The organism is Burkholderia sp. AU31652 (assembly GCF_002223155.1).
Classification (GTDB): domain Bacteria; phylum Pseudomonadota; class Gammaproteobacteria; order Burkholderiales; family Burkholderiaceae; genus Burkholderia.
In genome coordinates this window covers 489232-503028 of record NZ_NKFG01000004.1, presented here as the reverse complement: position 1 = coordinate 503028, position 13797 = coordinate 489232, and the positions used below count along the sequence as shown (strand labels likewise).

The window sequence follows — 13797 nt, the reverse complement described above, 5'->3', positions numbered from 1 at the left end:
TGTTGCAGCATGTTGGATTCGACGGCGGCCGCCACGCACTGCGCGGCGGCCGCCCGTTGCGTCATTCCGGCTGGTCGTCGCCGTTCTTCTTGCCGTTGCGCCGGCGCAGCCCGGGGCCGAACGTGAAACCGAACGCGAGCAGCACGAGCGACACCGCGAGCACGATGTTGTTGCCGCTCGTCACGTAGGGCGTGAAGCCGCTGGTGCCTTCGATCCGCACGTCGAGCGAGCCGATCGTGAACGGCTTCAGCTGTCCGAGCACGCGGCCGCGCGCATCGATCGCGGCCGTCATCCCCGTGTTGGTCGCGCGCAGCATCGGCCGGCCCGTCTCGAGCGAGCGCATCCGCGCGATCTGCAGGTGCTGGTCGAGCGCGATCGTGTCGCCGAACCACGCGAGGTTCGTCACGTTGACGAGCACGCCGGGCGGCTGCGGATTGTCGCGGATCGTCGCGGCGATTTCCTCGCCGAACAAGTCCTCGTAGCAGATGTCGGCCATCACGGGCTGGTTGTGCACGAGGAACGGCTTCTGCACGGGGGCGCCGCGCGCGAAGTCGCCGAGCGGCATCTTCATCAGGTCGACGAACCACCGGAAGCCCCACGGGATGAATTCGCCGAAGGGCACGAGGTGGTGCTTGTCGTAGTGATAGATGTCGCGCGAATTCGGCGTCACACCGTACAGGCTGTTCGTGTAGTCGACGTAGTGGCCGTCCTCGGTCACCGATGCGCCGACCGCGCCGAACAGCACGGCCGAGCCCGTCGTGTCGCTGAACTTGCGGATCGCGACGGCGAACGGCTCGGGCAGCTCCTGGATCATCACCGCGATCGCGGTTTCGGGCGTGACGATCAGGTCGGCCGGCTTCTCGATGATCATCTGCGTGTACATCTTGATCGCCGCGTCGATGCCCGCTTCCTCGAACTTGATGTCCTGCTTCACGTTGCCCTGCAGCAGCCGCACGGTGAGCGGCTTGTTCGCCGGCACGGTCCACGTGACCTGCGACAGGCCGAGACCGGCCGCGATCAGCGCGAGCGCGATGCCGGCCGGCGCGGCGATGCGCACGCGCGCATCGCCGGCGCGGGGCTCGGCAAGCGGCGACGGCCGGGCGGCGGCGAGCGCCTGCACGACGAGCGCGGCGAACAGCGCGAGCACCCACGCGATCCCGTACACGCCGGCGACCGGCGCGAAGCCCGCGAACGGGCCGTCGACCTGCGGATAGCCGCTGGCGAGCCACGGGAAGCCGGTGAGGACGGTGCCGCGCAGCCATTCGCCGAGCGCCCACGCGCTCGCGAACGCGAATGCGCCGTGCCAGGTCGGCGAGAACGGCCGCGGGTCGGGCGTGCGGCGATGCCACGCATGGCCCGCGCAGAACGACCACAGCCCGGCGGAGAACGCCGGGTACAGCGACAGGTACAGCGAGAACAGCACGAGCGCGCCGCCCGCGAGCGGCGCGGCCATCTCGCCGTACACGTGCATGCTGATGTAGAGCCACCAGACGCCGGTGATGAAGTTGCCGAAGCCGAACGCGCCGCCGGTGAGCGCGGCGCTGCGCCAGCTCGCGGTGCGCGTGAGCTGCGCGAAAAACCAGACGAATACGACGAGTTGCAGCCAGCCGCCATGCGGCGTCGGTGCGAAGCTGAGCGTATTGGCTGCGCCGGCGAGCAGCGCGGCCGGGTAGTGCCAGCGCGGCAGCGCGCGGCCGGGAGTCGGCGCGAGCAGGCCGCCAGCCGGGCGGGACAGGATCGGATCGTCCATGTGAAGCGGAAGTGGGCGAGCGGTTGTGGAACGCGCGGCTGGCGCGCGACGGTCAGTCCTCGTGCGAGGTTTCGGCGCGACGGCTGGCGAGCGGATTGCGGCGCACCAGCAGTACGTGGACCTGGCGCGCATCGCCGCGCTGGATCTCGAACACGAGGTTGCCGAGCTGCAGCTTTTCGCCGCGATGCGGGACGCGGCCGAAATGATGCGTGATCAGCCCGCCGATCGTGTCGACTTCGTCGTCGGGGAAATCGGTGCCGAACGTCTCGTTGAACTGCTCGATCTCGGTGAGCGCGCGCACGCGATAGCGGCCGTCGGGCCCCGAGATGATGTTGCCGGCTTCCTCGTCGAAGTCGTATTCGTCCTCGATGTCGCCGACGATCTGCTCGAGCACGTCCTCGATCGTGATCAGGCCCGCGACGCCGCCGTATTCGTCGACGACGATCGCGAGGTGGTTGCGGTTCACGCGGAAGTCGTGCAGCAGCACGTTCAGGCGCTTCGATTCGGGAATGAACACGGCCGGGCGCAGCATCCCGCGCACGTCGAATTCCTCTTCGGCATAGAAACGCAGCAGATCCTTCGCGAGCAGCACGCCGATGACGTTGTCGCGGTTCTCCTCGTACACGGGGTAGCGCGAGTGCGCCTTCTCGAGGACGAACGGGATGAAATCTTCGGGCTTGTCGGCGATGTTGATCGCGTCCATCTGGGCGCGCGGCACCATGATGTCGCGTGCGCACAGGTCGGATACCTGGAACACGCCTTCGATCATCGACAGCGAATCGGCGTCGATCAGGTTGCGCTCGTGGGCGTCCTGGAGGATTTCCAGCAGCTCGCCGCGGGATTCGGGCTCGGGCGAGATGAAGTCGGTCAGGCGCTCGAGCAGCGAGCGCTTTTCTTGCGGTTTGTCGGTTAGCTTACGACTGGGATACGAATCGTTCATGGTGGTGCGCCCGGGTCATGCCGGAGCGCGCTGTCACGGAGTAGGCAAGGATACACCAAGGGCACGACGCGACCGTGTCACACCGGCCGCACGGCCAGGGTGGGCGGCTCGCGCGGGCCCCGCTCGCGGACGCCCGCGCCGGGCGCGGCATCGTCCTCGGTTCCATCCTATCTCAGAAAGGCGCGGTGGGGCAGCGGCGGCAAAAAACGGGTGCGGAAGGGGGGGCGCCGTGACGCGGGAAAACGTCCGGCGGAGGCGGCCTGGGGCGGCATTCTGACGCACGCGGGTTTTGTCGCCGCGCCGCGGTTCAGAACCGCATGCCGGCCGAGCAGCCGCCGGCGGCCGCGCCGTTGGTCGCGGCGCCGCCGCAGCCCAGGATGCCGCAGCCGGACAGCGCGACGCTCGCGGCAACGAGCAGCGCGGCAATCCTGCAACGCGACCAGCGTGACGGTTTCATCATCGGGCGTGCCCTCGTTCGAATGCGCACGCGGCGCGGCAGCGCGTGGCGGCAAGCCGGGCGCCAGGCCGCGTCACCGGCATCGCGCGAGCAGGCCTTCAAGTGCGCGATCGGGGATGCCGCTCGCGCGCAGCGCGTCGACCGTGCGGCTCACGTAGTCGAGCGTCGTGCCGTAGCGGCCGGCCGCGCAGCTGAACACTTCCTTCACGACGGGATCGGTCAGCTTGCCCGTGTAGGTCGGCGCGTCGCGGCGCATCACGAACGCGAGCGCGTTCACGCGTTCGCCGCTTTCCAGCGAGCACGGCAGCCACGCGGGCCGGTACGAGCCCATCGGCATTTCGCGCTTCCACAACGTTTCGAGGTGCGGTTGCGCGGTCGGGCCGGCGAGCCGGAACGCGATGCCCGAGCAGGAGCCGCCGCGATCGAGCGCGAGCACGAGGCCCGGGCGTTCAGGCGTGCCGCGGTTCACGCGCGACCACAGGTAGAGCCCGCGGTGATAGCCGTGCACCTTGCCGCGCACCGCGGCGACGGTCGGCAACCCCGGGTTCCAGATCAGCGAGCCATAGCCGAACAGCCAGAGATCCTGCTGGCCGTCCCAATCGCGCATCGTGTGCGCGAGCGAGGCCGCGAGCTCGTCTTCCGTCAGCAGGCGCCCGGCGCCGATCGACGGCGGGTAGGCGGGCGGGAGCGTCGCGGCGTTGCGCATCGTGCGGAGGGCTTACTGGTACGGGTTCGGGAAGCCCAGCTTCGCGAGGATGTCGACTTCGAGCGCTTCCATTTCGGCTGCGTCCTCGTCGCTCGTCTCGTGGTCGTAGCCCTGCGCGTGCAGCGCGCCGTGCACCAGCAGGTGCGCGTAATGGGCCGTGAGCGGCTTGCCCTGGTCGTGCGCTTCCTTCTCGACGACCGGGCAGCACAGCACGAGGTCGCCGATCACGGTGCCGTCGGGTGCCGCGTCGTACGCGAAGGTCAGCACGTTGGTCGGATAGTCCTTGTGGCGGTAGCCGGCGTTCAGCGTGCGGCCTTCTTCTTCGCCGACGAAGCGCACGGTGAGCTGCGCGCTGGCGAACAGCGCGGGCTCGATCCACTCGGCGATCAGCTTGCGCTTGGGCAGCGTCTTGCGCACGTCGCTCGTGATTTCGTCACCGTATTGCACGGACAGGTCGAGCTCCGGCTCGCGCAGCGCGTCCTCGGCGTCGTCTTCGCGCGGCGCGGGCTCGGCGCCCACGTGCAGCGTCACGCTGTCGTAGTGCTCGGGCTGCAGCGCGAGCTTCGCGCGCATGGCCGGATCGTTGTGCTGCGCGACGATCGCGACGGCGGCTTCTCCCGAACTGCCCGACAGGTCGAACATCAGGCTGCGGCCATCCGGGAAGTCGATTCGCAGCCCTTGCGCGTTGACGGTCCGGGCCTTGCCCTTCGCATCGAACAGCGACAGGCGGGGGGAGGCGGGCGCGGCCGGCTGGGCGCGCCCGGACTTGCGGGAACGGGAGGATTTCATGACGCGTACGGCGATTAGGACGCGTTGAGGATACACCAAACGGCCGATCGCACCCGAATTCGCACAGGCGAAAAAAAGCCCGGCGCGCCGTGTGGCGGGCCGGGCCGGGCTGTCGGGCCGGGGCGGCGTACGGGGGCCGCCGGCCGGTCAGCCGTCCTGGTGCTGCGCGTGGAATTCGTCGTACGCCTCGACGATGCGCGCGACGAGCGGATGGCGCACGACGTCCGCGCTCGTGAAGCGCGTGAGCGCGATGCCGCGCACGCCGCCGAGCACCTGCTGCGCCTCGACGAGGCCGCTCTTGTGGCCGCGCGGCAGGTCGACCTGGCTCGTATCGCCGGTCACGACGGCCTTCGAGCCGAAGCCGATCCGCGTGAGGAACATCTTCATCTGCTCGGGCGTCGTGTTCTGCGCCTCGTCGAGGATGATGAACGCGTGGTTCAGCGTGCGGCCGCGCATGTACGCGAGCGGCGCGATCTCGATCATCTGGCGCTCGAACATCTTCGCCGTCTTGTCGAAGCCGAGCAGGTCGTACAGCGCGTCGTACAGCGGACGCAGGTACGGGTCGACCTTCTGCGCGAGATCGCCCGGCAGGAAGCCGAGCCGCTCGCCGGCCTCGACGGCCGGGCGCGTCAGCACGATCCGCTTGACCTGGTCGCGCTCGAGCGCGTCGACCGCGCACGCGACCGCGAGGTAGGTCTTGCCGGTGCCGGCCGGCCCGATGCCGAACGTCACGTCGTGCGACAGGATCTGCTTCAGGTACTCGCGCTGCGCCGGCGTGCGGCCGCGCAGGTCGGCGCGCCGCGTGTAGAGCTTCGGCGCGGGCTCCTCGTCCGGCTCGCTGGCGTCGAGCTGCACGACGGGCTCGTCGAACGGATGGTCGGGGTCGCCGCGAAAGCGCACGTCGAGCGTGTCCTGGCGGCCGTTGCCGGACGTATGGCGCACTTCGACCAGCGCGAGCTGGATGTCGTCGACCGACAGCGCATCGCGCGCGCGGTTGTAGAAGTTCTCGAGTGCGGCGAGCGCGAGCTTGGCGCCGCGCCCGCGGATCGCGATCCGGTGGCCGCGTCGCGACAGCGTGACGTCGAGCGCCTGTTCGATCTGCCGCAGGTTCTCGTCGAGCGGGCCGCAGAGGTTGGCGAGGCGCGCGTTGTCGTCGCGCGGCGCGACGAATTCCAGTGCTTGGGTCGGCTTCAAAGTGGCGTCGGGCTCCTGTTGAGCGTCAGTGCGTGGCCGCGCTCGCGTCGTCGCTGACGAGCACGAGCTCGCCGCGCAGCGAATGCGGGTAGGCGTGGTTGATCTTCACGTCGATCATCTGGCCGATCAGGCGCGGGTGCGACGCGAGCGGCGCCGGGAAATTCACGACCCGGTTGTTCTCGGTACGGCCCGCGAGTTCGTTCGGGTCCTTGCGCGACGGGCCCTCGACGAGGATCCGCTCGACCTTCCCGACCATCGACTCGCTGATGCGCGCGACGTTTTCCTCGATGGTCGCCTGCAGATGTTGCAGGCGTTTGAGCTTCACGTCGCGCGGCGTGTCGTCATGCAGGTTCGCGGCCGGCGTGCCGGGGCGCGGGCTGTAGATGAACGAGAAGCTGGTGTCGTAGCGCATCTCGTGCACGAGCGCCATCATCTTGTCGAAATCGTCCTCGGTCTCGCCGGGGAAGCCGACGATCATGTCGGTCGACAGCGACAGATCCGGGCGGATCGCGCGCAGCTTGCGGATCACCGACTTGTATTCGAGCACCGTGTAGCCGCGCTTCATCGCCATCAGGATGCGGTCGGAGCCGTGCTGGACGGGCAGGTGCAGGTGGCTCACGAGCTTCGGCACCTTCGCGTAGGTGTCGATCAGGCGCTGCGTGAATTCCTTCGGGTGCGACGTCGTGTAGCGGATCCGCTCGATGCCGGGGATGTCGGCGACGTATTCGATCAGCGTCGCGAAATCGGCGATTTCCGACGAGCCGGCCGCCAGCGCGCCGCGATATGCGTTCACGTTCTGGCCGAGCAGCGTGACTTCGCGCACGCCTTGGTCGGCGAGGCCGGCCACTTCGGTCAGCACGTCGTCGAGCGGGCGCGACACTTCATCGCCGCGCGTGTACGGCACCACGCAGTAGCTGCAGTACTTCGAGCAGCCTTCCATGATCGACACGAACGCGCTCGGCCCCTCGACGCGCGCGGGCGGCAGGTGGTCGAACTTCTCGATTTCGGGGAACGAGATGTCGACCTGCGCACGGCCGCTCTCGCGGCGCGCGTCGATCATCTGCGGCAGGCGGTGCAGGGTTTGCGGGCCGAACACGAGGTCGACGTACGGCGCGCGCGACACGATCGATGCGCCTTCCTGGCTCGCGACGCAGCCGCCGACGCCGATCAGCAGGCCGGGCTTCGCTTCCTTCAGCTCGCGTACGCGGCCGAGATCGGAGAACACCTTCTCCTGCGCCTTTTCACGCACCGAGCAGGTGTTGAACAGGATGATGTCCGCGTCTTCCGGCGTATCGGTCTTTTCGAGGCCTTCGGCCGCATTCAGCACGTCCACCATCTTGTCCGAGTCGTACTCGTTCATCTGGCAGCCGAAGGTCTTTACGTAAACTTTCTTGGTCATGGGGGTTCGCCGTTCGCAGTGGTTGACCTGGGGGCGTCGTCTATCAGGTGAATCGGGACGGCCGTGCGCTGCACGCGGGTGGCGCACAGCCAGCATGAAAAGCCGTCGGGAAAGCCTTCCATTATAGCTTTTCATGCTGGCCGGGACGGGCGGCGGGTTGCGGCCGCGCGACGCCGTCCGCCACGTTCCGACCCCTTGGCGTCGGCGCGCCGGCCGTCAGCGGCACGCGTTCAGCAGGTCTTCGTGCGCGGTTTCCTCGCGCGCGAAGCGTTCGGCGAGAAAGTCGAGCAGCACGCGCACGCGCGGCGCCATGTAGCGCTTGCCCGGATAAATCGCGTGCAGCGGCGCGCTCTGGTGCCGCCAGTCCGGCAGCAGGACCTTGAGCCGCCCGGCGCGGATGTCGTCGGCGACATCCCAGATCGAGTTCAGCACGATGCCGCGGCCGCGCAGCGCCCACTCGCGGGCGAGGCCGCCGTCGTTGGTCTCGAACGCGGTGGCGAGCGGCACCGTGCAGGTCTGGGTGTCGTCGCCGCGCGTGAAGCGCCAGGTGTTCATCGGTCCGGACGCCACCGTGATCACGTTGCACGGAAAGCGGGCCAGATCGTGCGGGTCACTCGGCACGCCGTGACGTTCGATGAACGACGGCGACGCGCACGGCACGCGCCGGTCCGCGGCGAGCCGGCGGGCGATCAGCGCGCCGTCGGGCGGCGCCGCGAAGCGGATCGCGAGGTCGATCTCGTCCTGCCACAGGTTCACCGTCGAGTCGGACGCCGTCAGCGAGAACGTCACGTCCGGGTAGCGCGCGGTGAATTCGTCGAGCCAGTCGAGCAGTCGTCGGCGGCCGAAATCGGACGTCGCCGACAGCCGCACCCGGCCGCCGACGACGTTGCGGCCGGCCTGCAGCAGCGCGTTCGCGTCGTCGAGCGCCTGCAATGCCTGCCGGCAGCCGTTCAGGTACAGGCGGCCCTCGTCGGTGAGCCGCAACTGCCGGGTCGAACGGTCGAACAGCCGGGTGGCGACCGCCGCCTCGAGCTTCGCCAGCCGCGCGCTCGCGGCGGCCGGCGTGAGGTTCAGCTTGCGCCCGGCGGCGGACAGGCTGCCCAGTTCGGCCGCCTCGACGAACAGCCGGATATCGCCCAGTCGATCCATGCGATTTTCCAGAAATATTTGAAAATGGTTCAAATGCCACGCCAATTATCAAATATCGGCATCTTCGGGACAATGCGCACATCCTGCCTTTTGTGCGGTGCGGCACCGACCGGGCGCCGCGCCCGCCGCCTTCCGGAGAACGACATGCCCATTCCGTTACTGGCGCTTGCGATCAGCGCCTTCGCCATCGGTACCACCGAGTTCATCATCATGGGCCTGCTGCCCGAGGTCGCACGCGATCTGGCCGTGTCGCTGCCGTCGGCCGGCCTGCTGGTCACGGGCTACGCGCTCGGTGTCGCGGCCGGCGCGCCGCTGCTCGCGGTGCTGACGAGCCGCATGCCGCGCAAGGCCGCGCTGCAGTGGCTGATGGCGATCTTCATCGTCGGCAACGTGCTGTGCGCGACCGCGTCCGGCTACGCGATGCTGATGGTCGCGCGGGTCGTCACGTCGTTCGCGCACGGGTCGTTCTTCGGGATCGGCGCGGTGGTCGCCGCGTCGCTCGTGCCCGCCGACAAGCGTGCGAGCGCGATCGCGCTGATGTTCACGGGGCTCACGCTGTCGAACGTGCTCGGCGTGCCGTTCGGCACCTTCGTCGGCCAGCTGCTCGGCTGGCGCGCGTCGTTCTGGATCGTCGCCGCGCTCGGCGTGCTGTCGCTCGGCGGCGTCGCCGCGCTGGTGCCGAACCGCCACGACAGCGGGCCGGTCGGCCTCGGCCAAGAAGTGCGCGTGCTGAAGGAGCCGCAGGTGTGGCTCGCGCTGCTGATGACCGTGCTCGGCTTCGGCGGCGTGTTCGTCGTGTTCACGTACATCGCGCCGATTCTTCAGACCGTGTCGGGCTATTCGCCGCGCGCGGTCGCGCTGATCCTCGTGCTGTTCGGCGCGGGGCTGACGATCGGCAACACGCTCGGCGGCAAGCTCGCCGACCGCGCGCTGATGCCGTCGTTGATCGCGATCCTCGTCGCACTGATGGCCGTGATGGTCGTGTTCGCCAGGACGAGCCACCATCCGGTCGCGGCGGCCGTCACCGTGTTCGTATGGGGGATCGCCGCATTCGCGACGGTGCCGCCGCTCCAGGCGCACGTGGTCGAGAAGGCCGCAAGCGCGCCGCATCTCGCATCGACGCTGAACATCGGCGCGTTCAACGTCGGCAATGCGCTCGGCGCGTGGCTCGGCGGCCTTGCGCTGGAACACGGCCTGGCGCTCGATGCGCTGCCCTGGGTGGCCGTCGCGGTGACGTTCGCGGCGCTCGTCGTCACGTGGTTCGCGATGCGGCTCGGCGCGCGCGGGCCGTCGCGCGGCACGGCACCGGCGGCGCAATGAGCGGTGCAACGCGCGGCGCCCGCACGACGCGATAGCGGCAGGAAAAGGTTCGCGAGGAACGCATTCCTCCGCGATGCTGATAACGGTGTGAAGATAACTTCGTTTGCCGGTGCAAGACCGGGTGATAGCGTCTCGATACGCGCCGTTGCTGGCGCAACCCGATTCCGATCCCGGCTTACCCCATTCGCAGGGCTGCACCGCGGCCCGGAGGCAATGCTATGTCTTCATCCCTGGCGCTCGTGCGCGACGTGTCTTCCTTCGAATCCGGCAACGCCGCCGATGCGCGGGCGTCCGCGTCGCTCGACGTGCTCGAACAGGTCGTTGGCGTGAACCTCGCGCGGTTGCGTGCCGAGCGGCAATTGTCGCTCGATGCGCTCGCGCGGCTGTCCGGCGTGTCGCGCGCGATGCTCGCGCAGATCGAGTCGGCGCGCAGCGTGCCGTCGATCAAGGTGCTCTGCAAGATCGCCGCGGCGCTGAAGGTATCGGTCGCCGCCTTCCTGCGCCGCCATGCCGTGAACGGCTTCGAGCATCTGGCGGCCGAGCGTGCGTCGCGGGTCGTCAGCTCGAACGGCCGCTTCTCGGCACGCGCGCTGTACCCGGAAGGCGAGCCGGCCGCGGCCGAGTTCCACGAGCTGCGGATCGCGCCGCTGCATACGGAGCCCGGCGCCCGCCGCGCGCCCGGCACGACGGTCAACCTCGTCGTCAGCGAGGGCACGCTCGAAGTCAGCGTGCACGACCGCCGCCAGTTGCTCGCGACCGGCGACGCGATCGTGTTCGATGCCGACCAGCCGTACAGCCTGCGCAACCCGGGCGACAGCGAAGCGCGTGCATTTCGCGTGACGGTGAGTCCCGAGGTGCCGCCGCGCTGGCTCGTGCCCGATGCGGCGCACGCGGCACATGCCGCGCACGCGGCCGGCTGACCGCGCAACGCAGGCCGCACGGAAGCGGCTCGCGTGCTCGCCGTTCGGACGAGAACGCGGGTCGGCCGTCGGCCGTTTGGACGATGCCGTTAGACGGAGTCGTCAGTAAGGTTTTAGGCCGTGTCCGCTGCGCCGAGCGCGCAGCTGTTGTATGCTTGGCCCGCCGTCGATGGGGTTGGCCCATCCGGCAAATCAGTGCGTCTTCAGGGCGGGGTGCAATTCCCCACCGGCGGTAGGCTGGCGTAAGCCGGCGAGCCCGCGAGCGCCCGCGCATCCGCGCGGGGTCAGCAGATCTGGTCGAATGCCAGAGCCGACGGTCATAGTCCGGATGAGAGAAGATGTGCAGATAGTCATGTCCGTCAGGGCCGCTTCGCCGTGTGTGCGAAGCGGGTTGTCGTTCTGTCTGTTTGCAATGCCCTGAAACGTTTTTCGCCCAAATCGTATTTGCGAGGAGCGTTTCACATGTCCTTGATGTCCGTTTCGTCGGCCCCCGCCGACGCCTTTGCCGATCTCCCGTTGCTGGATTCCGAACCGGTGCCGCCGCGCATCGCCGCCGCGCTCGAAGCGATGCGCGCCGGCCGTGCCGTGGTGCTGCAGGACGACCACGACCGCGAGAACGAAGCCGACCTGATCGTTGCCGCCGAGCGCATCACGCCCGAGACGATGGCGCTGCTGATCCGCGAATGCAGCGGCATCGTGTGCCTGTGTCTGACCGACGACACCGTGCGTGCGCTCGAGCTGCCGCCGATGGTGCAGACCAACGAGAGCCGCAACGGCACCGCGTTCACCGTGTCGATCGAGGCGCGCGAAGGCGTGCATACGGGCGTATCGGCGGCCGATCGCGTGACGACGATTCGCGCGGCGATCGCAGAAGGCGCGACGCCGCACGACATCGTGCGCCCGGGCCACGTGTTTCCGTTGCGTGCGCAACCGGGCGGCGTGCTGGCGCGTCGCGGTCACACCGAAGGCACGGTCGACCTGTCGATCCTCGCGGGCCTGAAGCCGGCCGGCGTGCTGTGCGAGCTGATGAATCCGGATGGCACGATGACGCGCGGCGACGATGTCGAACGTTTCGCGCAACAGCACGGGTTGCCGATGCTGACGATCGCGGAACTCGTCGAGTTTCGCGAGGCGCTGGCCGCCGCGCGCGAGCGCTGCTGCGAACCGGCCTGAGTGCTGTGAAGGGGAAGGCGGGCGCGTTTGCGCGCCCGTTGCACGGCGTGCGTGAACCGGTGCACGCCGGATCGGCCCGATCAGCCTGATCGGGCCGGCACGACCATCAGGACTGTACGTCTCCGAATTCGCCGCGCATGCCGGCTTCGACGAGCGCCGGCAGTTCGTCCATCTTGCGCATGATTCGCGTGATGCCCATCGCGCGCAGCGCGTCCGCGTAGTTGTCGGGGATGTGGCTCGCGCCGACGAATGCGATCGTCTTCATGCCTGCCGCCCGCGCGGCATTCAGCCCCGACACGCTGTCCTCGACGACGATGCAGCGCTCCGGCGCGACGCCGAGCGTGTGCGCCGCATGCAGGTAGACGTCGGGGTAGGGCTTCGGCCGCGCCACCTGCTCGGAGCTGAACACGCGATCGCCGAAGATCTCGGTGAGCGCCGCGCGCTTCAGCGAGCTGCGCACGCGTGCGAGCCGGCTGTTCGACACGACGGCCGCCGGCAGGCTCACCTTCAGCAGCGCATCGCGCACGCCGGAGATCGGCGCGAGCGATTGCGCCAGCGCGCGCTCGATGTTGTGCTCGATGGTCTCGATGAAGTTGGCCGGCATCTCGATCCCGAAGCGGGATTCGATTCCCGCCAGGAAGCGCGACGTCTGCTGGCCGAACGCCGACTTGGCGGCGGCTTCGAAATCGAGATTCGGGAACGTGGCGGACAGCGTGTCGAGCAGGACGCGGTCGGCAATGATTTCGCTGTCGACGAGCACGCCGTCGCAGTCGCAGATGAGGTGATCGAGCATGGTGGTGAAAAAGCGGGATGTCGGCGACACAGATCAATTCGCCATCATACGTGCATTCACGCACACGCCGCGCGACGCTTCGGCAAATTTTCCCGACGCGGTCGCGCGCTGACTGCGTCTCGCCCGGGTGGGTTGCCGATCGTCCGGCGGCGGCCCGCTTGCGCGGTTCGCCGCCGCCTGTCACCGCTTGTCACCGCTTGTCGCCCGTGACGTCACAGCTCGATTACGCGCCCCGTTTTCCACGAAGTCATCGCGGCCTCGGCCAGTTCGAGCGCGGCGAGCCCGTCGTCGATCGTCGTGCGGACCGGCGTGCCGTCGCGCAGCGCATCGACGAAGTGCGCGATCTCGGCCGCATACGCGTGCCGGTAGCGTTCGAGAAAGAACGGCTCCGGCACATCCGTCGCGATGCCGGCCGCGAGCCACGCGCTCACCTCGGTCGGCCGCACGTTGCCGGCCTGCAGCATTCCGGTGCTGCCGAGCAGCTCGAAACGCTGGTCGTAACCGTACGCGGCACGCCGCGACGTGTTGATCTGGCACAGCAGCCCGCGTCGCGTGCGGATCGTCACGGCCGTCGAATCGATGTCGCCCGCGTCGTGCACGGCCGGATCGGTCAGGCAACTGCCGGTCGCGTGCAGCGTCTGCGCTTCGTCGCCGAGAATCCAGCGGAACACGTCGAAGTCGTGGATCAGCATGTCCTTGAAGATGCCGCCCGAACTGCGGATGTAGTCGACGGGCGGTGCGCCCGGGTCGCGGCTCGTGACGACCAGCATTTCCGGCGCGCCGATCTCGCCGCGCTCGACGCGCGCCTTCAGCGCGGCGAACGTCGGGTCGAAGCGGCGCTGGAAGCCGATCATGCAGGTCACGCCGCTGCGCCGGACGGCGTCCGCGCACGCACGCGAGCGCTCGACGTTCAGGTCGACGGGCTTCTCGCAGAATAGGGCCTTGCCCGCATTCGCGGCCGCGACGATCAGGTCCGCATGCGTGTCGGTGCTCGACGCGATCACGACCGCCCGGACAGCCGGATCGCCGAGTGCGCGCTCGATGTCGGCCACCTGCGCGCCGTGCGCGTGGGCCAGCGCTTCGGCCGACGGCGCATGCCGGTCGATGACGTATTTCAGCTTCGCGCCCGGATGGCGCGCGAGATTCGCCGCATGGATCTTGCCGATCCGTCCCGCGCCGAACAACGCGAATTCGATCATTCCGTTCT

Annotated in this window: 13 protein-coding genes and 1 riboswitch; of the genes, 3 read left to right on the top strand and 10 right to left on the bottom strand. The window is 68.8% G+C overall.

The features are described from left to right. Positions 1-61: 61 nt before the first annotated feature. The 8 genes from lnt to CFB40_RS14715 all read right to left on the bottom strand — a co-directional run bounded on the left by lnt (position 62) and on the right by CFB40_RS14715 (position 8384). The gene (gene lnt, locus CFB40_RS14745; protein ID WP_089431670.1) at positions 62-1750 is read right to left on the bottom strand and encodes an apolipoprotein N-acyltransferase; all 1689 of its coding nucleotides are present in this window, start codon (positions 1748-1750) and stop codon (positions 62-64) included. 52 nt (positions 1751-1802) lie between these two features. Beyond that, positions 1803-2690 (bottom strand): HlyC/CorC family transporter, encoded by an 888-nt coding sequence (locus CFB40_RS14740; RefSeq protein WP_089426284.1) that lies wholly within the window; start codon positions 2688-2690, stop codon positions 1803-1805. 307 nt (positions 2691-2997) lie between these two features. Further along, on the bottom strand, positions 2998-3150 hold the full coding sequence (locus tag CFB40_RS38650; RefSeq protein ID WP_174972906.1) for a hypothetical protein: 153 nt from the start codon (positions 3148-3150) through the stop codon (positions 2998-3000). Between the two features lie 70 nt (positions 3151-3220). Continuing rightward, positions 3221-3853 (bottom strand): gamma-glutamylcyclotransferase, encoded by a 633-nt coding sequence (locus CFB40_RS14735; protein ID WP_089426283.1) that lies wholly within the window; start codon positions 3851-3853, stop codon positions 3221-3223. 12 nt (positions 3854-3865) lie between these two features. After that, complete coding sequence (ybeY, locus tag CFB40_RS14730) at positions 3866-4642, bottom strand: rRNA maturation RNase YbeY (protein ID WP_089431669.1); 777 nt, start codon at positions 4640-4642, stop codon at positions 3866-3868. A gap of 147 nt (positions 4643-4789) precedes the next feature. Beyond that, positions 4790-5836 carry a PhoH family protein gene (locus tag CFB40_RS14725; RefSeq protein WP_089426281.1) on the bottom strand — a complete coding sequence of 349 codons (1047 nt, stop codon included), beginning with the start codon at positions 5834-5836 and terminating at the stop codon, positions 4790-4792. A 25-nt stretch (positions 5837-5861) separates the two neighbouring features. Further along, positions 5862-7235: a tRNA (N6-isopentenyl adenosine(37)-C2)-methylthiotransferase MiaB gene (miaB, locus tag CFB40_RS14720; protein WP_089431668.1), complete on the bottom strand. Its 1374-nt coding sequence runs from the start codon at positions 7233-7235 to the stop codon at positions 5862-5864. 216 nt (positions 7236-7451) lie between these two features. Next, positions 7452-8384: a LysR family transcriptional regulator gene (locus tag CFB40_RS14715; RefSeq protein ID WP_089426279.1), complete on the bottom strand. Its 933-nt coding sequence runs from the start codon at positions 8382-8384 to the stop codon at positions 7452-7454. A gap of 144 nt (positions 8385-8528) precedes the next feature. Between CFB40_RS14715 and CFB40_RS14710 the strand changes: the two genes are divergently transcribed. The 3 genes from CFB40_RS14710 (at position 8529) to ribB (ending at position 11797) form a co-directional block, all read left to right on the top strand. Beyond that, positions 8529-9704 carry an MFS transporter gene (locus tag CFB40_RS14710; protein ID WP_089431667.1) on the top strand — a complete coding sequence of 392 codons (1176 nt, stop codon included), beginning with the start codon at positions 8529-8531 and terminating at the stop codon, positions 9702-9704. Positions 9705-9922: 218 nt separating this feature from the next. Further along, positions 9923-10624, top strand: coding sequence for a helix-turn-helix domain-containing protein (locus tag CFB40_RS14705; protein ID WP_069248802.1), 702 nt, complete (start codon positions 9923-9925; stop codon positions 10622-10624). 195 nt (positions 10625-10819) lie between these two features. Then, a riboswitch (FMN riboswitch) is annotated at positions 10820-10968 on the top strand. Between the two features lie 118 nt (positions 10969-11086). Next, positions 11087-11797 (top strand): 3,4-dihydroxy-2-butanone-4-phosphate synthase, encoded by a 711-nt coding sequence (ribB, locus tag CFB40_RS14700; protein ID WP_089431666.1) that lies wholly within the window; start codon positions 11087-11089, stop codon positions 11795-11797. 106 nt (positions 11798-11903) lie between these two features. On the opposite strand, the gene CFB40_RS14695 is transcribed toward ribB, so the two are convergent. Continuing rightward, the gene (locus tag CFB40_RS14695) at positions 11904-12590 is read right to left on the bottom strand and encodes an HAD family hydrolase (RefSeq protein WP_089431665.1); all 687 of its coding nucleotides are present in this window, start codon (positions 12588-12590) and stop codon (positions 11904-11906) included. Between the two features lie 212 nt (positions 12591-12802). Continuing rightward, positions 12803-13789 (bottom strand): inositol 2-dehydrogenase, encoded by a 987-nt coding sequence (gene iolG / locus CFB40_RS14690; RefSeq protein ID WP_089431886.1) that lies wholly within the window; start codon positions 13787-13789, stop codon positions 12803-12805. Positions 13790-13797 lie beyond the last annotated feature (8 nt).